This window comes from Sphaerimonospora thailandensis, from assembly GCF_016863115.1.
Classification (GTDB): Bacteria; Actinomycetota; Actinomycetes; order Streptosporangiales; family Streptosporangiaceae; genus Sphaerimonospora; species Sphaerimonospora cavernae.
Genome location: NZ_BOOG01000008.1, coordinates 44,507 through 64,789 on the forward strand (window position 1 = coordinate 44,507; position 20,283 = coordinate 64,789).

The 20,283-nt window shown below is 70.0% G+C and carries 17 protein-coding genes; 2 read left to right on the forward strand and 15 right to left on the reverse strand.

Annotated elements, in window-relative coordinates:
• Positions 1 to 21 precede the first annotated feature (21 nt).
• From Mth01_RS03370 to Mth01_RS03385, 4 genes are read right to left on the reverse strand one after another with little or no spacing between them, the layout of a single operon-like run.
• A complete protein-coding gene (locus Mth01_RS03370; RefSeq protein ID WP_239089315.1) occupies positions 22 to 957 on the reverse strand; it encodes a Cgl0159 family (beta/alpha)8-fold protein in 936 nt (311 codons plus the stop codon).
• On the reverse strand, positions 954 to 1,913 hold the full coding sequence (gene iolC / locus Mth01_RS03375) for a 5-dehydro-2-deoxygluconokinase (protein ID WP_204011082.1): 960 nt from the start codon (positions 1,911 to 1,913) through the stop codon (positions 954 to 956). The genes Mth01_RS03370 and iolC overlap by 4 nt, the downstream gene beginning before the upstream one ends.
• A gap of 2 nt (positions 1,914 to 1,915) precedes the next feature.
• Positions 1,916 to 2,845, reverse strand: coding sequence for a TIM barrel protein (locus Mth01_RS03380; protein WP_204011085.1), 930 nt, complete (start codon positions 2,843 to 2,845; stop codon positions 1,916 to 1,918).
• Positions 2,846 to 2,848: 3 nt separating this feature from the next.
• Entirely contained in the window at positions 2,849 to 3,901 is a 1,053-nt protein-coding gene (locus Mth01_RS03385) for a Gfo/Idh/MocA family protein (protein WP_204011088.1), read from the reverse strand.
• Between the two features lie 163 nt (positions 3,902 to 4,064).
• On the opposite strand from Mth01_RS03385, the gene Mth01_RS03390 reads away from it, so the two are divergent.
• Entirely contained in the window at positions 4,065 to 4,802 is a 738-nt protein-coding gene (locus Mth01_RS03390) for a GntR family transcriptional regulator (RefSeq protein ID WP_275408881.1), read from the forward strand.
• A gap of 21 nt (positions 4,803 to 4,823) precedes the next feature.
• Here the strand turns inward: Mth01_RS03390 and Mth01_RS03395 are convergent, their stop codons facing one another.
• The 10 genes from Mth01_RS03395 to Mth01_RS03440 all read right to left on the reverse strand — a co-directional run bounded on the left by Mth01_RS03395 (position 4,824) and on the right by Mth01_RS03440 (position 17,791).
• Entirely contained in the window at positions 4,824 to 6,161 is a 1,338-nt protein-coding gene (locus tag Mth01_RS03395; RefSeq protein ID WP_204011091.1) for a class II 3-deoxy-7-phosphoheptulonate synthase, read from the reverse strand.
• 49 nt (positions 6,162 to 6,210) lie between these two features.
• Complete coding sequence (locus tag Mth01_RS03400) at positions 6,211 to 7,440, reverse strand: FAD-dependent oxidoreductase (protein WP_239089316.1); 1,230 nt, start codon at positions 7,438 to 7,440, stop codon at positions 6,211 to 6,213.
• Between the two features lie 123 nt (positions 7,441 to 7,563).
• A complete protein-coding gene (locus Mth01_RS03405) occupies positions 7,564 to 8,451 on the reverse strand; it encodes an aldose 1-epimerase family protein (RefSeq protein ID WP_204011094.1) in 888 nt (295 codons plus the stop codon).
• Between the two features lie 161 nt (positions 8,452 to 8,612).
• Positions 8,613 to 9,632, reverse strand: coding sequence for a LacI family DNA-binding transcriptional regulator (locus tag Mth01_RS03410; RefSeq protein ID WP_204011096.1), 1,020 nt, complete (start codon positions 9,630 to 9,632; stop codon positions 8,613 to 8,615).
• 29 nt (positions 9,633 to 9,661) lie between these two features.
• Complete coding sequence (locus Mth01_RS03415; protein WP_204011539.1) at positions 9,662 to 11,053, reverse strand: GH1 family beta-glucosidase; 1,392 nt, start codon at positions 11,051 to 11,053, stop codon at positions 9,662 to 9,664.
• 41 nt (positions 11,054 to 11,094) lie between these two features.
• On the reverse strand, positions 11,095 to 11,982 hold the full coding sequence (locus Mth01_RS03420; protein ID WP_239089317.1) for a carbohydrate ABC transporter permease: 888 nt from the start codon (positions 11,980 to 11,982) through the stop codon (positions 11,095 to 11,097).
• Positions 11,979 to 12,953 carry a carbohydrate ABC transporter permease gene (locus Mth01_RS03425; RefSeq protein WP_204011098.1) on the reverse strand — a complete coding sequence of 325 codons (975 nt, stop codon included), beginning with the start codon at positions 12,951 to 12,953 and terminating at the stop codon, positions 11,979 to 11,981. Before Mth01_RS03425 ends, Mth01_RS03420 begins: the two co-directional genes overlap by 4 nt.
• A gap of 88 nt (positions 12,954 to 13,041) precedes the next feature.
• Positions 13,042 to 14,391, reverse strand: a complete 1,350-nt coding sequence (locus Mth01_RS03430) for an ABC transporter substrate-binding protein (RefSeq protein ID WP_204011100.1) — start codon at positions 14,389 to 14,391, stop codon at positions 13,042 to 13,044.
• 341 nt (positions 14,392 to 14,732) lie between these two features.
• Positions 14,733 to 16,214 carry a sulfatase family protein gene (locus Mth01_RS03435; protein ID WP_239089318.1) on the reverse strand — a complete coding sequence of 494 codons (1,482 nt, stop codon included), beginning with the start codon at positions 16,212 to 16,214 and terminating at the stop codon, positions 14,733 to 14,735.
• A 119-nt stretch (positions 16,215 to 16,333) separates the two neighbouring features.
• Positions 16,334 to 17,791 carry a sensor histidine kinase gene (locus Mth01_RS03440; protein ID WP_204011102.1) on the reverse strand — a complete coding sequence of 486 codons (1,458 nt, stop codon included), beginning with the start codon at positions 17,789 to 17,791 and terminating at the stop codon, positions 16,334 to 16,336.
• Positions 17,792 to 17,969: 178 nt separating this feature from the next.
• On the opposite strand from Mth01_RS03440, the gene Mth01_RS03445 reads away from it, so the two are divergent.
• Positions 17,970 to 18,659, forward strand: a complete 690-nt coding sequence (locus tag Mth01_RS03445; RefSeq protein WP_239089319.1) for an ACT domain-containing protein — start codon at positions 17,970 to 17,972, stop codon at positions 18,657 to 18,659.
• Between the two features lie 47 nt (positions 18,660 to 18,706).
• On the opposite strand, the gene Mth01_RS03450 is transcribed toward Mth01_RS03445, so the two are convergent.
• A complete protein-coding gene (locus tag Mth01_RS03450) occupies positions 18,707 to 19,990 on the reverse strand; it encodes an ABC transporter ATP-binding protein (protein WP_204011110.1) in 1,284 nt (427 codons plus the stop codon).
• Positions 19,991 to 20,283 lie beyond the last annotated feature (293 nt).

The following is a 20,283-nucleotide window of genomic DNA, read 5'->3' on the forward strand; positions in this document are numbered from 1 at the left end:
GCGTACTCATGATTCGGGCCCTCATGACCTGGGCCCGTGCACGAGTCGCGATGCGATGTCGACGGCGGCCGCCACGTCGCCGTCCGGAGGGAAGAGCAGCGCCCGCCCGACCACCAGGCCGCGTACGGCGGGCAGCTCCAGGGCCCGGCCCCACGCGGCGAACGTCTCGTCTGGATGGCCGCTCGGATCACCGCCGAGCAGCAGGGTCGGCAGCGTCGTCGCGTCCATCACCCGCTCCAGCTCGTCGACGACCGGCAGCTTCAGCCAGGTGTGCCGGCTCGTGACCCCGAGCCCGGCGGCGATGTTGATCGACGTGATGGTCGAGTCGGGGTCGAGCAGGTTGCGCACCCGGCCCTCCTGACGAACCGAAAGGAACGGCTCCACCATTGCCATCACACCATGGGACGCCAGCTCGGTGACCGCGCGGGCACTGGCTTCGAGGGTGGCCGCCGTGCCGGGGTCGCCCAGGCAGATCCGGGTGAGCATCTTGCCGCCGTCGAGCCCCCGGCCGGCGATCTCGCCGGCCGTGTAGGCCGTGAAGCGGTCGTCGAACTCGAAGACCGAGCCCTGCAGCCCGCCCCGGTTCATCGAGCCGATGACGAGCTTGTCCTCCAGGGCGCCCATCAGCAGCAGGTCGTCGAGGACGTCGGGCGTGCCGAGCACCCCGTCGACGCCCGGGCGCGACAGCGCGATGGCAAGGCGGCGCAGCAGGTCGCTGCGGGAGGCCATGGCCCGCCGGTCGCCGCGTACGCCGAGCGCGCCCCGGGCCGGATGGTCGGCCGCGACGATGAGCAGCCTGCCGTCCTCACCCGCGAGATCTCGACGTCCCCGGGCGGCCCACCCCTCGGTGATCCGCTGCGGCTCGCGCACCCGGATCTCGGTCAGCTCGGCGATGCCCGCGCGGCCGCGCCCCGGGGCTGTCGGGGTCGTCGGTGTCGTCGGGGTCGTCGGGGTCATCGTCCCCCCTCCTTGTCCTCGCCGGCGAGGACGGCCTCGACCTCCGCCTCGTACGGCATGGCACTCGAGCATTCGAGCCGGGACGCGACGATCGCGCCGGCCACGTTGGCGAACCGCAGCACGCGGTGCAGGTCCCACCCGCTCAGCAGGCCGTGGACGAGGGCGCCGCCGAACGCGTCACCGGCGCCGAGGCCGTTGACGACCTTCACCGGGAACGGCGGCACCTCGACGCACTCGTCGGCGGTCGCGGCGAGCACCCCCCTGGGGCCCTGCTTGACGATCGCGAGCTCGACGCCGCGTTCGAGCAGCGCGTCGGCCGCGCGCCGGGGGTCGGTCTCGCCGACGGCGACCTGGCACTCCTCCCGGTTGCCGACCGCGACCGTGACATGCTCCAGGGCGGCGCCCGTCTGCGTGCCCGCCTCGGCGGGGTCGGGCCAGAACATGGGCCGGTAGTCGAGGTCGAGGACGGTGTGCGCCCGCCGGCCGCGCGCCCGCCAGGCGGCGAAGTGCGCGGCACGCGAGGGCTCCTGCGACAGTCCGGTGCCGGTCGCCCAGAAGACGGCGGCCTCGCGTACGGCGTCGAGCGGGATCTCGTCCGGCTCGATCATCAGGTCCGGGGCGACGGGGTAGCGGTAGAAGTACAGCGGGAAGTCGTCGGGCGGGAAGATCTCGCAGAAGGTCACCGGCGTCGGCGGCCCGTCCACCTCGGTGACGAAGCGGTCGTCGACCCCGAAATCGCGCAGCGCGCGGTGGACATAGCGGCCGAAGGGGTCCCGCCCGGTCCGCGTGATGATCGCGGCTCGGCGCCCGTGGCGGGCCGCGGCCACCGCGACGTTGGTCGCGCTGCCGCCGAGGAACTTCTCGAAGCGTTCGACGTCTTCGAGGCCCACGCCGTGGTCGAGCGGGTAGATGTCCACCCCGCACCGGCCCACGGCCACCAGGTCGTACGCCGTCATCGTCAGGTCCCCATTTCGCCCGTCTCGCCCGCTACGGAGAGCAGGTGCTCCAGGCTCGCCCGCACGTCCCGCGCGGGATCCGCGCCTCCGGGTCCGGTGAGGATGGTGTCCTGTTCCAGGACGTACCAACCCTGATATCCGCCGCCCTCCAGAGCCGACACGATGGCCGCGATGTCGACGTCGCCCCGGCCGAGCGGGACGTACATCCCGCCGGCCACCGCCTCGGTGTAGGTCGCCTCGCCGTCGCGGACCCGCCGCGCCCAGTCGGTGCGGACGTCCTTCAGGTGGACGTGGGCGATCCGGTCGGGATGCCGCCGGGCGACGGCGACGGGGTCGCCGCCGCCGATGAGGAGGTGGCCGGTGTCGAGGCACAGGCCGATGCGGCTGCCGTCGAGCACCCGGGCCGTCTCCTCCCCGCTCTCGATCATCGTGCCGACGTGCGGATGCAGCGTGGCCACGAGCCCGCGGTCGGCGGCCGCGCCGGTGATCCGGTCGAGGTTGCCCAGCAGCGTCGACCAGCCGGAGTCGTCGAGCTCCGGCCGGGCGTCGTAGCCGGCCTGCCCGGTGGCGGCCGCGATGACGACCGTGGACGCCTGGGCGGCGACCAGCCCGCCCATGGCTCGCTCCACCTCGGGCAGCGGATCGTGGGCGGGGTCGTGCAGGACGACGGGGACGAACTGCCCGACCGCCTTCAGGCCGAATCCGGCCAGCGTCGAGGCCTTGGCCTCCGGCGTGTCGGGCAGGAAACCGTCGGGGCCGAACTCGGTCGCGGCCAGGCCCAGCTCGCGCATCTCGCGCAGCACGGTGGCGGGCTCGAGCTGGTGGCCCCACCCCGGCACCTCGCAGACGCCCCACGAGATGGGCGCCCCGGCCACGCGGTTCGCCAGGGGGGCGGCCGCCGCGGTGCCGGTGGTCGTGTCCTCAGCGCTCATGTCCTACATCCCCTCGATCTCGTCGATGCCCGCTGTCCCCGGACCCTCTATCCCCGGGCCGCTTATCTCCGAAAGGGCGACGGGCCTGCGTTCCGCACGTGACAGCTCGCACGCCTCGGCGATGCGGAAGGCCTCGAGGGCGTCCCGTACGGTGCACGGGGACGGCCGCAGGCCGCGGGCGACGTCGGCGAAGGCGGTGAGCTCGGCCTGGTAGGCGGGCAGGAAGCGCTCCATGAACGACCACTTCTGGGGGCCGCGCGGGAAGTCGGCGCCGTCCTCGGCCGATCGCATGGCCAGCGAGTGGTCGAGCCCGACGGCGATGGTGCCCTCGCTGCCGTGGATCTCCATCCGGACGTCGTGGCCGCCGCCGTTGTAGCGGGTGGAGGAGACCAGCGCGATCGTGCCGTCGTCCAGGGTCAGCAGCGCGCCGCCGGTGTCGACGTCCCCGGCCTCGGCGAAGAAGTCCGCGCCCTTGTTGGCGCCCGTGGCGTACACGGTGACGACCTCCCGGCCCGTGACGAACCGGAGGATGTCGAAGTCGTGCACGTTGCAGTCGCGGAAGATGCCGCCGGAGGTCGGGATGTAGGACGCGTGCGGCGGGGCCTGGTCGTGGGTGTTGGCGCGGATGGTGTGAACGAAACCCAGCTCCCCGGACTCGACCGCCTGCCGGGCCCGCCGGTAGCCCGCGTCGAAGCGCCGCTGGAAGCCGACGTGGACCGGCACGCCGGCGTCCGCGACGAGCGTGGTCAGCGCGAGCGTCTCGTCGAGGGTGGCCGCCACCGGCTTCTCGCAGAAGGTCGGCACTCCGGCGGCGATGCCCAGGCGCAGCAGCGGCGCGTGGGCGGGCGTGGCGGTGGCGATCACGAAGCCGTCGACGCCCGACGCCAGCAGCGTCTCGGCGTCCGGCGCGACCTCGGCGCCCAGTTCGTCCCCGACGGCCTTGGCGGCCTCCAGGTCGGCGTCCGTCACCACGAGCTCGTCGACGAAGTCGAGACCGGCCAGTGTCCTGGCGTGGAAGGCGCCTATCCGTCCGACACCCGCAAGCCCGATGCGCATCCGCGTTCCAATCACTCGAGGACGGTGATCCGGCGGCCACCGTGGTCAGCCGGGCCACGGCGGCGATGGGTGAAGCCTGCCCCGCCACCAATGTCGCGTCAAGAGTTTGTCCTAACATGTTTTCATAACGTCGTACGTACATGTTCGAGGTAAACTTTTCGCCGTGGCAATCCAAGTGGGCGTGACGATCGACCGCTCCTCCCCAGTGCCCCTCTACCACCAGCTCGCCGAGCAGCTCAGCTTGGCGATCGCGAGTGGCACGCTGCAGCCCGGCGACCCGTTCGAGAACGAGATCGCGCTCGCCGAGCGGCTCAACCTGTCGCGGCCGACGGTGCGGCGGGCGATCCAGGAGCTGGTGAACCAGGGCCTGCTGGTACGGCGACGCGGCCTCGGCACCACGGTGGCCAATCGCAAGGTGCACCGGCGGGCCGAGCTCACCAGCCTCTACGACGACCTCATGCGCGTCGGCGGCCGGCCGTCCACCGTGGTGCTCAGCCACGAGGTGGTGTGCGACGAACGCGTGGCCGCGGCGCTGGACCTACCGGCCGACGCCGAACTGCTGTCGATCGTGCGGCTGCGGCTCTCCGACGACCGGCCGCTGGCCGTGCTGCGCAACTGGCTGCCCCCGGCCCTCCTGGACGTCACGCCCGCGGAACTCGAGACGGAGGGGCTGTACGCCGTGCTGCGACGCCGGGGCGTGCGCCCCGTCGTCGCGCATCAGACGATCGGCGCACGCACGCCGGCCACGGCGGAGCGGCGCCACCTCAGGCTCAGGCCGACCGAGCCCGTGCTCACGATGACACGTGTCGCCTTCGACGCCGTCGGCAGCCCGGTGGAGTACGGCGACCACTGCTACCGCGCGCAGGACTACAGCATCGAAGTCATGGTCGACCAACGCTGACCGCCGCGCGCGGCCCAGATGTCAGGCCGAGCGGTAGAGCTCGGCCACCCGGAACGCGAGGTCCAGGGACTGGCTGCGGTTGAGCCGCGGGTCGCACGCGGTCTCGTACCGCAGCGCCAGGTCCTCCTCGACGATGCCGTGCCCGCCGCCGACGCACTCGGTCACGTCGTCACCGGTGAACTCGATGTGGATGCCGCCGGGGTGGGTGCCCAGCGAGTGGTGCACCTCGAAGAAACCGGCGACCTCGTCGAGCACGTCGTCCAGGCGCCGCGTCTTGTGCCCGCTCGGAGCCTCGAAGGTGTTGCCGTGCATGGGGTCGCAGATCCAGGCGACGGTGGCGCCGCTCGCCCTGACCTTCTCCACCAGCGTCGGCAGCGCCTCCCTGACCCGGCCGGCGCCCATGCGGCTGATGAAGGTCAGCCGGCCCGGCTCGTTGTCCGGGTTCAGCTTCTCGATGAGCGCGATGGCCTCCTCCGGAGTGGTCGTCGGGCCGAGCTTCACCCCGATCGGATTGCGGATCTTGCTGAAGAACTCCACGTGGGCGCCGTCGAGCTGGCGGGTGCGCTCACCGATCCACACCATGTGCCCCGACACGTCGTACGGCAGGCCGGTGCGGGAGTCGATCCGGGTGAGAGCCCGGTCGTAGTCGAGGATCAGCGCCTCGTGCGAGGAGTAGAACTCCACCGTGTGGAACTCCTCGGGCTGGGCCCCGCAGGCCCGCATGAACGCGAGCGCCTGGTCGATCTCCCGGGCGAGCTGGTCGTAGCGCCGCCCCGCCGGGGACTCGGCCACGAAGTCCTGGTTCCAGGCGTGCACCTGCCGGAGGTCCGCGTAGCCGCCCTTGGTGAACGCCCGGGCGAGGTTGAGCGTGGCCGAGGAGGAGTGGTAGGCCCGCAGCAGACGAGCGGGGTCGGGCCGGCGCGCCTCGGCGGTGAAGTCGAAGCCGTTGACCATGTCGCCACGGTAGGCGGGCAGCTCCACGCCGTCGCGGACCTCGACGGACTTGGAACGCGGCTTGGCGAACTGACCCGCCAGGCGGCCGATCTTCACGACCGGGACGCGTCCCGCGTAGGTGAGCACGATCGCCATCTGCAGCAGGGTCTTGAGCTTGTCGCGCACGTTCTCGGCCGTGGCGCCGGCGAAGGTCTCGGCGCAGTCGCCGCCCTGGAGCACGAAGGCCTCGCCCCTGGCGACGGCGGCCATCTCGGCCTTGAGCCGGTCACACTCGCCCGCGAACACCAGCGGGGGCAGCCCCGCCAGTTCGGCGACGACCCTGTCGAGCTCGCCGCGGTCGGGCCAGTCGGGCTGCTGTGCGGCGGGCAGGTCACGCCACGTGTCGAGGTTGATGCTAGCGCTCACGGCACCCAAGGTTATTGCACGCGGCCCGATGCGGCCGCCAGGCGTCCGCCTAATGAGATCCTGTTTGCCGGGCGGGTAGCCGTACGTGCTCCGGCAGCACGCCGTGACCGATGAAGCGGCGGGCGAGGCCGCTGATCACCGGCAGCCGGGCGATGCCGGGCGGCAGCACCTGCCGCCCGGACCGGCTCAGTGCCGGCCGGATCAGCAGGCGCTGCACCACTCGCTGGGCGGTCTGGGTGACCACGGTGGGCAGGGCGCGGCGGCGCCGCACCCGCGCCAGCAGCGCCTCGGGGACCTCTGGCGGTCTCGGGCCGGGGCCGCGCAGCAGGGCGGGCCCGACGATGTTGGCGGTGGCCACCGCGTCCTGCACCGCGAGGTTGATGCCGACACCGAAAATGGGCGACATGGCGTGCGCGGCGTCCCCGATCAGCAGCAGGCCGGGACGGTGCCAGCGGGCCAGCCGGTCGACCGCCACGCGCAGGAACCCGGCCTCGTCGAAGCCGTGCAGCTCGCCGACCCGGTCGGCCAGGTACGGCAGCAGCCGGGCGACCGTCGCGCGCAGCTCCTCGATGCCCCTCGCCTTGAGCTCGTCGTAGCCGCCCTTCGGGATGACGTAGGCGAGCTGCCAGTAGGTCTCCCGGTTGATCGCCGCCATCAGATGCCCGGCCGAAGCCCGCAGGAACGGCTGGCCGGGATCGCCGGGATCGCGGGGAAGGCGCAGCCAGACGACGTCCATCGGCGCGCCGAACTCCTTGGGCCGCAGCCCGGCGGCCCGCCGTACGTCCGAGTCGCGGCCGTCGGCGCCCACGGTGAGCGCGGCCCTGATCTCGTGCTCGCCGCTCTCGTCCCGGTAGCGCACGCCACGGACGACGCCGCCCTCGACGATCAGGCCGGTCACCCGGGAACGCATGAGCAGCCGGAAGTTGGGGTATCTGCCGGCCTCGGCGGTGACCAGGTTGAGAAAGTCCCACTGCGGAACGAAGGCGATGTAACGGTATTTACCGGAAAGCGCGCTCAGATCGGCGATCGGGATCCGGGCGTCGTCGGCCTCGATGGCCATGCGGTACGCCTTGCGGTGCGGCAGCCGGTGGAAGGCCTCGGCCAGCCCGATCTCGTCGAGCACCTGCAGGGTCGAGGGGTGGATCGTGTCGCCGCGGAAGTCGCGCAGGAAGTCGCCGTGCTTCTCCAGCAGCGTCACGTCCACCCCCGCGCGGGCCAGGAGCAGCGCGAGCATCGCCCCCGCGGGACCGCCGCCCGCGATCACACATGTGGTACGCATAATTCACCACCCGGTGAAATTATCGCATGAGCTTCGTATGAATGGCGATACCCGCAGGCGGCGCCCGGCCCGGACGCGGCGGAGGTTCAGCCGGGGGACCGCCTTGGTCGGGGTGCTGAGGATTCAACTCTCGTTGAAGATCGCGATGGTCCATGTCGCCTCGTGCTTGTCGCCGGGGTTCAGCACGACCAGATCGGCCTCGGAGTTGAACGCGTCCGGCGGGCAGGTCATCGGCTCCACGGCCAGCCCCCGGTGGTCGAGGTAGGTGCCGGTGCAGACCTGGACCCAGGGCAGCACAGCGGGATCCCAGGTGAGCTCCACCCCACCCTCCGGGCCGCGCACCCGCACCCGGCCCACGCCGATGGCGGTGAAGGCGTTGTCGATCGCGACGTCCCCGAGGACCCGCGAGGTCCGGAAGTCGTACGGCGTCGCCGCCACGTCCTCCAGCGCCAGCGGAGCGAGGGATTCGTCGGTGAGCAGCACGCGGGAGGCCGGCAGCTCCAGTTCGCACTCCCGTACGTCGGGGCCGGCCAGCAGCCAGGGGTGCGGCCCGCAGCCGTAGGGCGCGGGGGCGCCGCCGACGTTCTGCGCGGTGAGCGTCGTGGTGAGGCCGTCGGCCGCGACGGCGTGCCGTACCTCCAGCGCGATCCTGAAGGGGTAACCCGGGGTCGGCTCGATCATGTGCGTCAGCCGGACGAAGCAGTGGTCGTCCTCGGCGGAGAACACCTCCGCGCACTCCCACACCTCGTCCGCGACCAGGCCGTGCAGCGCGTGCCCGCGATCGGGCTCGTTCACCGGCAGGTTGTGACGGCGCCCCCCGAAGACGTACGCCCCGCCGATGACCCGGTTCGGCCACGGTGCGAGCACGGTGCCGCTGTAGTAGGGGATCGGGCCCTCCGGCGGCCAACTCGTCACCAGGTCACGGCCGCCATGGCGCAGTACGCGCAGGGCTCCGCCCCGCTCGCTGATCGTGGCGAGGTAGCCGCCGCCGAGGATGGTGTGATCGGGCACGGGGAGTCCTCTCACCGAGAGACGACACGAAACAGGTCAAGTACGCACAGGACTTTAGCCCAGCTCTCCGCCATGGATCCAAGATGGGGACGGAGATGTGGAAGCGCTCCCATGACCTGTCAAGTTAGTCCCTTGTGGCGGAGAGAGTGTGCTTCCGTCCGTCAAGCCGAGGCGCGGATCACCAGGTGCGTGTCGAGGATCACGACCGGCTGCTCCAGCGGATCCCCGTTGATGCGGGCGATCAGCAGCTGAACCATCTGCCTGCCCATCGCCTCGGTCGGCTGGTGCACGCTGGTGAGCGGGGGATCGGTGTGCAGCGCGACCTTGGAGTCCTCGAAACCGATGAGGGCGACGTCGTCGGGCACTCGCATGCCCCGCTCCTTGAGCACGTGCAGCGCGCCCATCGCCATCGGGTCCGACGCCGTGAACACGGCGTCCAGGTCCGGGTGTCGCTCCAGCAGTTCACGCATCGCCGCCTCGCCGCTCTCCTCGGAGAAGTCCCCGTAGGCGACGCGCTCGGTCATGCCGGTGGCGAGCAGGGCGTCGCGATATCCCGCGAGACGGTCGACGCCCACGCCCATGTCCTGCGGGCCCGCGATCGTGGCGATGCGGCCGCGGCCCTTGGAGATCAGATACTTGACCGCCTGCCGCGCGCCCGCCCGGTTGTCCATGTCGACGTAGCTGTACGGGTTCAGCCCGACCGGGCGGCCACCCAGCACGGTCGGCACGCCCATCTTCTCCAGCCGGCCCGGCAGGGGATCGGCGCCGTGGACCGAGGTCAGCAGGACGCCGTCCACGTGCTGGCCGGTCAGGTAGTGCTCCAGCCGGTCGTGCTCCCGGCGGTTCTGTGCCATGGTCAGGATGAGCTGGAGGCCGGTCTCCGCCAACGCCGAGCCGATGCCGCGGATGACCCCGGCGAAGTACGGCTCGTCGAAGACCCGCTGCTCGGACTCGGACACCACCAGTGCGATGGTGTCCGTCCGGTTGGTGACCAGCGTCCGCGCCGCCCGGTTGGGCACGTAGCCGAGCTCCTGGATGGCCTGCAGCACGGCGTCCCGAGCCTTGTCGCTGACCTTGGGTGACCCGTTGATCACGCGCGACACCGTGCCGCGGCCGACCCCGGCGCGAGCGGCGACCGCCTCAAGTGTCGGCCGCCCTCCCGAACGGTGGTCACCGTTCATCTGCGTAGCCCCCTCGTCCTGTTCTGCGCCTATTCTGCCGGACCCGGCAGCCCGCCGTGCCGGATGACGTCGGCGTACCAGAGGGCGCTCGACTTCATTGTCCTGATCTGTGTCTCATAGTCCACGTAGACCAGGCCGAAGCGCTTGCCGTACCCCCAGGCCCACTCGAAGTTGTCCATCAGCGACCAGGCGAAGTAGCCGTTCAGCGGTATGCCCGCCTCGACGGCCTCGTGGCAGACCCGCAGATGCGCGTCGATGTAGGCCGCACGCTCGGGGTCGTGGATCGTGCCGTCCCCGGCGACCACGTCGTCGAAGGCCGCGCCGTTCTCGGAGATGTAGAGGGGGAGCCGCGGATATTCCGCGACCAGCCGGTCGAGCACCTCGCGCAGCCCGGCGCCGTCGATCTCCCAGCCCATCGCGGTGACCGGCCGGCCGCCGTTGACGAAGCCGACGTGCTCGCTGCCCACCCAGGGCGAGCCGGAGTCCGTCGGCGCGGCGGCGGCCGACCGCGCGCCGCCGGGCACACCCGACACCGTGAAGCGGCTGTAGTAGTTGATCAGCAGCATGTCGAGCGGCGCGGCGATCACGCCGAGGTCGCCGTCCGCGATGAAGCCGGGGTCGGTGACCGCGCCGAGGTCCTTCAGCACGTCTTCGGGGTAGGCGCCCTTGAGCAGCGCGTCCAGGAAGAACCGGTTCTGCAGGCCGTCGATGCGCCGGGCCGCGTCCGCGTCCTCCTCGCTGCCGGTGGCCGGGGTGATCGCGTAGAGGTTCACGCACCCGCCGATCCGCGAGTCCGCGTGCTGCGCGCGCATCGCCTGTACGGCGAGGCCGTGGGCGAGGTTGAGGTGGTGCGCCGCGCGGATGGCCGCCGCCGGCTCGCGCCGTCCCGGAGCGTGCTCTCCGGAGGCGTACCCGACGAAGGCCGAGCACCACGGCTCGTTGACCGTGCTCCAGTTGCGCACCCGGTCGCCCAGCTCGGCGTGCACGGTCGCGGCGAAGTCGGCGAAGCGCTTCGACGTGTCCCGTACGGGCCACCCGCCGGCGTCCTCGAGCGCCTGGGGGAGATCCCAGTGGTAGAGGGTCAGCCAGGGGTCGATGCCGTAGCTGAGCAGCTCGTCGACCAGCCGCTTGTAGAAGTCGAGGCCCTTGGCGTTGTACGCCCCCGAGCCGTCGGGCTGGATGCGCGGCCACGAGACGGAGAACCGGTAGGCGGTCAGCCCCAGATCGGCCATCAGCCGGACGTCCTCGGCGTACCGGTTGTAGTGGTCGATCGAGACCTCGGCGTTGTCGCCGCCCACGATCCGGCCGTCCTGACGGCAGAAGGTGTCCCAGATCGAGGTCCCCCGCCCGTCGGCTGAGATCGACCCCTCGACCTGGTAGGCGGAGGTGGCGGCGCCCCAGACGAACCCGGTGGGGAACATCAGGCCCGGGGTCTGCGTCGCGGGTCGTGTGCCTTGCGTGGTCACGCTTTGACTGCACCTTCCATGAGTCCGCCGATGATCTGTCGGCCGAACGCGATGAAAACGACGATGAGCGGGAGGATCGACATCAGCGTGCCGCTGAAGATCAGTACGTAGTCGGTGCCGTACTTCGCGTTCAGCGAGTTGATGGCGACCTGGACCGTCGGGTTGTCCGGGGTCAGCACGAGCAGCGGCCACATGAAGTCGTTCCAGGTGAGCATGAACGTGTTGATGCCGAGCACGGCCATGCCCGGCCGTACGGCCGGCAGGACGACGTTGAACCAGATCCTCAGGGTGGACGCGCCGTCGACCCGGGCGGCCTCCACCAGCTCGTTCGGCACGGCCTGATCGGTGTACTGCGTCATGAGGAAGACACCGAAGCCGTTGAGCAGGTAGGGCATGATCACCGCCTTGATCGAGCCCACCCACCCGAGGCTGACCATCACCCGGTAGAGGGGCACGATGCCCATCTGCTGCAGTGGCACCATCATGGTCACCAGGACCAGCAGCAGCAGGATCTTGCCGCCTTTGAAGCGCAGCCGGGCGAAGGCGAAACCGGCGAACGTGGAGATCAGCACCACAGACGCGGTCACCGCGACGGCGATGATCAAGGAGTTGGTCAGACCGGTCATATAGTGCGCGTCCGGGTTGGACAGCACACGCTGGATGTTCTCGCCGAGGTTGCCGCCGGGCAGGAAGGGCGGCGGGACGTCGGTGGCGTCGCCGTTGGTGCGCGAGGCGATGACGATCATCCAGTAGAGCGGGAACGCCGAGATGACGATCGTGACGGCGAGCACGATCTTCGTGAACGGCGTGGCGGTCCAGATGCCGGCGGGCTGCCCCTTGGTACGGCGCCGCCGCGTGCCGGCGGGCGCGGAGAGCGTGGTCACTTGTTGCCCCCGATCCGGCGGACGAGCAGGAAGTTGATGAGCGATCCGATGAGGATGAGCAGGAACAGCAGCCAGGCCGCGGCGGAGGCGTAGCCGTAGTCGAACTCGCGGAAGCCCTGCTCGAAGATGAACATCGAGACGGTCTGGAACTGGCTGTCGGTGCCGCCGTGGACGTTGCCGTTGTAGAACGTGGTCGGCTCGGCGAACAGCGTGAGGCCGCCGATCGTCGAGTTCAGCACCACGAAGATCATGGTGGGCCGGAGCATCGGCACGGTGATCTGCCAGAACTGGCGCCTCCGGGAGGCGCCGTCGATCGAGGCCGCCTCGTAGAGGTCCCTGGGGATCGTCTGCATGCCGGCCAGGAAGATGATCGCGTTGTAGCCGGTCCACCGCCAGTCGATCATCGTGGCGATGGCGAGCCAGGAGGGGATGCGCTCGGTCTTCCAGGAGACCGGGTCGGCCCCGAACCAGCTGAGCACCCAGTTGATCAGGCCCCAGTCCCGGCCGTAGAGCTGGGTGAACACCACGGCGACCGCGACGACCGAGGTGACCAGGGGGAGCAGGACGCCCATCCGGACGAACAACTGGCCCTTGAACCGCTTGTTCAGCGCGTCGGCGAGCAGCAGCGCCAGCAGCATCTGCGGCACCGTCGCGATGGCGAACATCCCGAGCGTGTTGACGACCGCCTTCCAGAAGGCGGAGTCGGACAGCAGGCCGGTGAAGTTGCCCACGCCGGTCCACTCGACCGTGCCGGTGAGGTCGTAGGTGAAGAAGGCGTAGTAGAGGGTGAAGCCGAGCGGGAAGAGCCCGAAGAGCAGGAAGAGCAGGTAGTACGGAGAGACCAGGAGGTACGGCGCGGCCTTGAGGTCCAGCCAGGTCCTGAACGACCGGGGGGAATTCCGCCGTACGTGCCTCCTGTCGGGTGGGACCGGCGCCCGGGTGGGCTGACCGGCGTCGACGTGCAGGCTCATGGGTTACCTTTCGGTGAAGCAGGCGACCGGTCCGCCGGCGGGGCGCCGCTGCGGCGGGCCGGTTCACCTGACGCGGGCGAGGGACAGCTCAGCCCGCGGCCTTCACGGCGTCGTCGACGAGACGCTTCCAGCCGTCCGCGTACGCCACCGAGCCGTCGTCGATGGCCGAGACCACGGACTCGACCGCGTTCTTCACCTGGGCGTGCTTGACGCCGAGGAAGATCGGCTGGAGCGAGGCGGCGGACTTGGCGAAGATGTCACCGACCGGGGCGTCGTTGAAGTACTCGTTCTTCGCGCCCTGGACCGCCGGGTCCTGCTGAGCCTGGGTGTTGCTCGGCATGTTGCCCGCGTAGTCGAAGACGCTCACCTGGGCGTCCTTGCCGGTCAGGTAGTCGAGGACCTGCGCGGCCTCCTTGGGGTGCTTGGACTGCTTGGGCACCGCGAGCCAGGAGCCGCCCCAGTTGCCGCCGCCGCCGGGCACCGCCGCGACGTCCCACTTGCCCTTGCCCTCCGGGCCGCCGGCGTTGTCGCCGCTGACCACGCCGAGCATCCACGACGGGCAGCCGAGGGTGGCGAACTGCCCCTTCTTCATGCCGGTGAACCACTCTTCGGTGAAGTTGCGCAGCTTGGCGGTGAGGCCCTCCTTGCTGATCTTCTCGGCGAAGTCGTAGGAGGCCTTGACGGCCGGGTTCGAGTCGACGATGAGCTTGTTGCCCTTGCCGAAGTAGGTGACGTTGCCGTTCTTGGCGCCCTCCTGCACCAGGACCACGTTGTAGAGCGTGTTGGTGCCGTCGACGAACTTGGTGTCCTTGATCTTCTCCTGGAACCGGTGACCGACCTTGACGAAGTCGTCCCAGGTAGGCCAGAGCTTGCCGACCTCGTCGCGGTCGCCCGGCAGGCCCGCCTTCTCGAACAGGTCCTTGCGGTAGCACAGGCTCATGCCGCCGACGTCGGTGCCGAGACCGAAGAGCTTGCCGTCGGCGGTGACGCCGTTCTCCCACTTCCAGTCGGGGAAGTCGGCCTTGCGGCCGCTCAGGCCGAGCTCGCCGAGGTCGGCCCACCACTCCGGGTGCGCCTTGGCGAGGCCCATGCCGCCCTCGTCGATGCCGACGACGTCGCCGGCGCCGGTGCCCGACTGCAGCCACTGGATCAACTGCGGCCAGTAGACCTGCTCGAACTGGTCGGTCAGGTTGTCGTTCTTGATCTGGATGTCAGGGTGCTCGGCGTTCCACTTGTCGATCGCCTCCTTGTAACCGAAGTTCTTGCCGCCGCCGAAGGTCTGGACGACGATGGTGACCGGCTCGGAGGCGGCCGTGGAGGCGCTGTCCGACGCGTTGTCCTCGCCGTCGTCGGAGCTGCAGGCGGTGACGACGCTCAGGGCGAGCGCGGACGCCGCGGCGATCGCGAGCATCCTGCCGCGACGTGAGTTGCCAGTCATTTCGGACCCCTCTCAGGTGGTATCCCGAAGTCTCGATGGGAGGGTGTGTCTCAGGCCGGTCCCCGAGTCGACGGCCCGTGTTTGGCCACTGGTCAGTAACTGCTGCGTGGCACTGCCGTACCAGCTGCGATCCCTCGTTGGGAGCGCTCCCACGAAGAGTCCTCCATCGGCACCTCGGGCGTCAATACGCTGAAACCCAACTGTTACTCCGACGGGGATTAGAGCCAGAAAAACGGATATAAGGGGACAAACATCTCTTGGGAGCGCTCCCATTACCATATGGGGAGAAATGTGGGAACGGCCACCGCCCTGGGGACGGTGGCCGTCTGGTGGAGCCTCGATCACTGGAGTGGCGCGGGCGGGGCGCGGGCGCCGTCGGCCGCCACGGCCGCGTCGGCGACCCGGCAGGTGACGCCGGCACAGGTGCGCAGCATCGCCAGTCGAGCCGAGAGCGCGACCATCAGGAAGGGATCGGCCGTCGCGGCGAGGTTGTGCAGCTGCGCCGGATCCTCGCTCAGGTCGTAGAGCTGCCGCTCGCCCGTGGCGTACTCGACGTAGCTGTAGCGGTCGGTGCGCAGCACGCCGTAGTCGGGCGGAGTCCGCGGCGAATAGTCGGCATGGGCGAACTCCACGAGCACGGCGTTGCGCCACGGCACCGTACGGCCCTGCAGGAGCGGGACGAGCGAACGACCCTCGGCGTACGACGGCGTGACGGCCCCGCCGAGCTCGGCGAACGTGGGCGCGAGGTCGACGGTCGAGGCCAGCGCGCCGATCGCGCTGCCGGGGGCGACACCGGGACCCCTGACGATCATCGGAACGCGGATGTCCTCCTCGAACGGTGTCGTCTTGCCCGGTCGCAGCCGATGCTGACCCAGATGGAAGCCGTTGTCGGAGGTGAGGAAGATGTAGGTGTCGTCCAGGCGGCCGGTCCTGGCCAGCGTGGCGACCAGGTCGCCCACCATGTCGTCGACGCCCAGCATGGCGCGCAGCCGGTTCCGATGCACCCGGTCGATCCTGCGCACGTCCTTCGCCGACAGCGGTGCGCGCTCCCGGAGCCACTGCGGCTCGGCCGAGGTGTCCGCCTGGTCGAACGACGCGGTCCTCGGCGCGATCTCGTCGCTGAAAGCGTCGGCGTGCCTGGGCGCGTAGTGGGCCGGCAGGTGCGGTGCGACCGGCGCCAGGTAGAGGAAGAACGGCCCGGTCGTCGAGGTGGCGAACGCGCCGGCCTTGGCGCTGAGCACGTCCTCGAGGTAGTCGTCGGCCGCGTGGCCGTACTGCCGGATGGTTCCGTTCTCGTTCAGCGCGTAGCCGTACTCCTGGTAGAGCCGGGTGACGGGGACCGCCCACTCGTCCCAGCCCGGCGGGATGTACGACCAGCTCGCGCCGGTCGGATACTGGTTGAGGTACTTGCCCATCAGGGCGGTGCGGTAGCCGGCGTCGTGCATCCATGTCCCGACCGTGGACGTCTCCAGCGGCCGGAACTTGGGGAAGCCGCCGGTCGGCGGCCGGTTGCTCAGGACATGGTGGCTGTGCATGTACTGCGAGCGCAGGATCGACGACCGGGAGGGGCAGCACCAGGGGTTGGTGGCGAAGAATCGGGAGAACGTGGCCCCCTGCCGGACCAGCAGGTTCCAGATGTTGGGAAATCGGCTGAGATCGGTGGCATTCAGGTCGTCGACCAGGATGAACACGACGTTCGGCCGGTGGGCCGACACAGGCGCGGCACGCGAGGGCTCCCCGTGTGCGATGCCGGAGAGCGCGACGCACAGGGTGAGCGCGGCGGCGAGCCGGGCCAACCATCTCCTGCTTCTCTCAGGGAACACGGTTCTCTTCGTGGACGGCACGGCAGGGATCTTTACCGCTTGCCTGACAACGGAAACGTACGGAGCGTAACTGGGTCAGCGCAAATAGTGAACATACCGTGCCAAAGATGTGCGAAGCGTCAGCCGGCCTGTGCCCCCGGTCGGCTGATGCCGCCACCACCTGCGTAAACGCCGGCCGCTGAACCGTGAGCTGAACTGTGAGCCGCGTCGGAGCCCGCGTCCGGAGTCATCTCGGGCGACAGCGGAAGCCGGATGACGAACCGGACGCCCGCGTCCTCGCACTCGACCCGGATCGCGCCGCCGTGGGACTCCACGACCTCCCGGGCGATGGCCAGGCCGAGGCCGGTCCCGCCGTGCGTCCTGCTCCTGGCGGTGTCCCTCCGATAGAACCGCTCGAAAATGCGTTCACGGTCCGCCTCGGGGATGGGCTCTCCGTCGTTGAACACCGACAGCATGGCGTGCTCGCCGCTGTCGTCGCCGACCCGGCCGACCTCGGCGTGCACCCGCGTCGCCGCGTGCCGCTCGGCGTTGTCGAGCAGGTTCGCCACCACCCGGGAAAGTTGCCCGCGCAGCCCGCTGACCATCACCCCCCGGCCGGCCAGGACGTGCATCGGCGGACGGCCGCGGACCTCGGCGGTGAGCAGCTCTCCGAGGTCGAGGTGCTCGCGCACGGTGGACGGCGCGGTGCCGATCCTCGCCAGCAGGAGCAGGTCCGCGACGATCGCCTCCAGCCTGCCCGTGTCGCGTAGCGCCGCCTCGACGGCCTCCTCGGTGTCCTCCGGATGCAGGCGGGCGCTCTCCAGCTGGGCGCGGATCCCCGCGATGGGGGTGCGCAGCTCGTGTGAGGCGTCGGCGGCGAACTGCCGCTGCTGCTGGATCGACCGCTCCAGCCGGGCGAGCGCGTCGTTGGCGGTCCTGGCGAGCTTGGCGATCTCGTCGTCTCCCGGCGGTTCGGGCACCCGGCAGCCCGGGTTGGTCGGGGCGACCTCCCTGAGCTCCGACCGGATCGCCTCGACGGGGCGCAGGGCCCGTCCGGAGACCAGCCAGGCGGTCCAGGCCACCCCGCCGCAGAGCAGCAGGATCGCAACGAAGAGCCCCAGCTCCGGCAGGCGAGTGCCCAGGACGGCCGGGGTTACGCGCCCGGCGTAGACCATGTCCGAATCCGCCTCGGGAGACACCTTCACGGCGGTGATGTAGACGCAGTCCCCGTGTGGCGGCGAACACGAGGTGGCCCGGCTGACCTTGATGTCGGAGGCGGGACGCAGGGGGCTGAGTCGGCGCAGCGCTCTGGCCGCCGTGCTGGTGGCCACCACCCGGCCGTCCGAGGTGACCACCTCGATCAGGTTGATGCCGTTTTCGTTCGTCGGGACGGGGTCGGGTAACTGCCCGGCGCGGACCTCGGCGGCGATGCGGCTCGCGGTCGAAAGGCTGTCGTCCCAGATCCGGTCGGTGACGGCATCCCGCACGACGATGTCCGCGATGATTCCCGCCGGGAGCAGGACGAGCGCCGCGGCGGCGGTGGCGATCAATGTCAGGCGCGCCCTGAGGGACGGTACGCGCAGCCAGGGGAGGGACATGACCCGAGGCTACTGATGGTCATCACGCGGAAACTTCGCGACACCGAAAAGTTGGGACCAAAGTTGTTCAAAGTGGCACCAAGAAGCGGGAACCATCGCCGCAAGGGGTTACTGAAACTTGCAGAAGGGATTGCTCTCGACCCGTGCCCGACCCACCGCCGCAACGGCGGCGAAACCTGTGTCGGAGACTGTTGGTGTCGCCCTGTTGGAGGTGGTGGGCATGCTGCTGCGGCTACGGGTCTCACTCCCGGACCGCCCCGGAGTGCTGGGGCAGGTGGCCCGCGCGTTCGGGGTGATGGGCGCCGACATCCTGCAGGTCACCGTGCTCGAACGGCAGGCCGGACGCGCGGTGGACGACTTCACCGTGTTCTGGCCGGGCCTGTTCGAGCCGGGTGAGCTGCGCGACCGGATCTGTGTGGTCCCCGGCGCCCGGGTCGAGTCCGTGTGGCCGACACGTGAGGCTCCCGGCACGAGCCCCGACTACGACCTGCTCGGCCACGTCGCAGCCGAACCGGAACGCGCGGTCGTCACGCTGGTCGACGCGATGCCCGACGTGGTGAGCGCCGAGTGGGCGGTCGCGGTCGACTCCGGCAGCGGGATGGTGCTGCATGGGAGCTGGCAGGCCCCGGAGGACGTGTCGGCCGCGGACCTCACCCCGCTGCGCGCCTCCGCCCTGACCCGGGACGGGCTGCACCTGGCGTGCGTGCCGATGGACGGGGCGCACCTGGTCGTGGCGCGGGAACAGGGGCCGCCGTTCCATCAGGCCGAGCTCGACAAGATCTCCAGGCTCACGGGCATCGTCTGCGCCCTGGTCCGGTCCACCACGGACCGGGAACCCAGGGAGACGCAGCGTAGCAACACTCCTTAGGCCACTCCCGGCCGGCCTTCACGGCCCTTCGCGGCCCTTCGCGGCCCCTAACGGCGGGGTGGGTCGATTCGCGCGCCGTTCTGGGTGAACAGCATCAGGCGGGAGATGTCGATGGCGACCCGGCCGTGTTCCCCGGCCCGCCATACCGGGCGGCTGCCCAGCCGGACGATCAGATCGGCTCGCCGGTGCGTACCGAATCCGGACGGTGGCGACACGTGCTCCTCTTCCTCCTCCTCTCGTGGCCCGCCGCCGCTCAGCAGCCTGCGCACGATCGATCGGGTCTTCCCGTTCGACGCGCCGCCGTTCATGTGCCGGCGGGGGTCCGGCGGCTCGGGCACGGCGACGGAGGGGATGCCGGCCTCCAGGTAGGCCAGCCATTCGTGGCCGTGGTATTCGAGAGTGCGGACCCGGCCGAAGAAGCTCGGTCCCTCCGTCTTCTCCGGTACGGGTGTCAGCCCGTCGGGCCGGATACCCACGATGATCTGTGACCCGGTGTGCTGCGACACCGCGTACGCCCTTGGATCGGTCCACGGCATGGTGATCTGATGCGGGCCGAAATCCAGCATGATGAACTGGTTCTGCGGCGTTCGCACGGTCGCGGCGAGCAGGTTGAGCTGCTGCGAGTTGAGGAACGCGGCGGTGAAGGCGGTGGCCGGGTCGTTGTAGACCTGGGCGGGGGTGCCGATGTCCTGCAGCACGCCCCGATTCATGATCGCGATGCGGTCGGCCAGTGTCAGCGCCTCGACCTGGTCATGTGTCACGTAGATCGTGGTGACTCCCATGGCCCTTACCAGCGACGAGATCTCCATGCGCAGTTCGGTGCGCATGCCGGCGTCCAGGTTGGACAGCGGCTCGTCCATCAGGAAGAGGGACGGCTGCCGTACGATCGCGCGGCCCATGGCGACGCGCTGGCGCTGCCCGCCGGACAGGGTGCCCGGCCGACGGTCCAGGGTCTCCTCGATGTGCAGCGCACGGGACAGTTCCACCACCCGCTCGCGGACGATGTTCGGGTCGCTCTTGGCGATCTCCATCGGGAAGGACAGGTTCCCCCGGACGGATCGGTGCGGATAGAGCGCCCCGTTCTGGAACACCATCGCGACGTCGCGGTCGCGCGGTGCGAAGTCGTTGGCGAGCTGGCCGGAAAGCCATAGATCGCCAGAAGTGATCTCCTCCAGCCCCGCGATCATGCGGAGCAGCGTCGACTTGCCGCAACCCGAGGGCCCGAGCAGGACGAGTAGCTCTCCCTCGTCCGCACGCAGGCTCAGGCGGTCTACCGCGAGGTATCCCCCCGGGTAGACCTTGGTCACGTTGTCAAGGACGACGGTGCTCATCAAAGCTCGTTCCTCCCGGGCGCCGCGCCCGGATCCCCAGCCATCGGTTGTGATTGATGAGGTAGTACATCGCGTACTGGCCTCGGATGTCCATACATAGAGTGAACAATCCGGCAACTACTGGACATTTTCCGTGACTGCAAACCTTCCTATCTGGCAAGTCTTCTGTCAGGTCAGGCCCGAGGAGGACCTGCGGTCGCCCGAATGTAACGAGTTTGCTGAAAATTTCTGCAAGCCCTTTCACTGCGGTTGGCGGGCCGGTACGTTCCGGCGTAAACCCCCCGAACAAGGAG

Coding starts and splice junctions, on each gene's coding strand:
- Mth01_RS03370 (WP_239089315.1), bottom strand. CDS start 957: ATGACCCCGACGACCCCGACGACACCGACGACCCCGACAGCCCCGGGG.
- iolC (WP_204011082.1), bottom strand. CDS start 1,913: ATGACGGCGTACGACCTGGTGGCCGTGGGCCGGTGCGGGGTGGACATC.
- Mth01_RS03380 (WP_204011085.1), bottom strand. CDS start 2,845: ATGAGCGCTGAGGACACGACCACCGGCACCGCGGCGGCCGCCCCCCTG.
- Mth01_RS03385 (WP_204011088.1), bottom strand. CDS start 3,901: ATGCGCATCGGGCTTGCGGGTGTCGGACGGATAGGCGCCTTCCACGCC.
- Mth01_RS03400 (WP_239089316.1), bottom strand. CDS start 7,440: ATGCGTACCACATGTGTGATCGCGGGCGGCGGTCCCGCGGGGGCGATG.
- Mth01_RS03410 (WP_204011096.1), bottom strand. CDS start 9,632: ATGAACGGTGACCACCGTTCGGGAGGGCGGCCGACACTTGAGGCGGTC.
- Mth01_RS03415 (WP_204011539.1), bottom strand. CDS start 11,053: ATGTTCCCCACCGGGTTCGTCTGGGGCGCCGCCACCTCCGCCTACCAG.
- Mth01_RS03425 (WP_204011098.1), bottom strand. CDS start 12,953: ATGAGCCTGCACGTCGACGCCGGTCAGCCCACCCGGGCGCCGGTCCCA.
- Mth01_RS03430 (WP_204011100.1), bottom strand. CDS start 14,391: ATGACTGGCAACTCACGTCGCGGCAGGATGCTCGCGATCGCCGCGGCG.
- Mth01_RS03440 (WP_204011102.1), bottom strand. CDS start 17,791: ATGTCCCTCCCCTGGCTGCGCGTACCGTCCCTCAGGGCGCGCCTGACA.
- Mth01_RS03450 (WP_204011110.1), bottom strand. CDS start 19,990: ATGAGCACCGTCGTCCTTGACAACGTGACCAAGGTCTACCCGGGGGGA.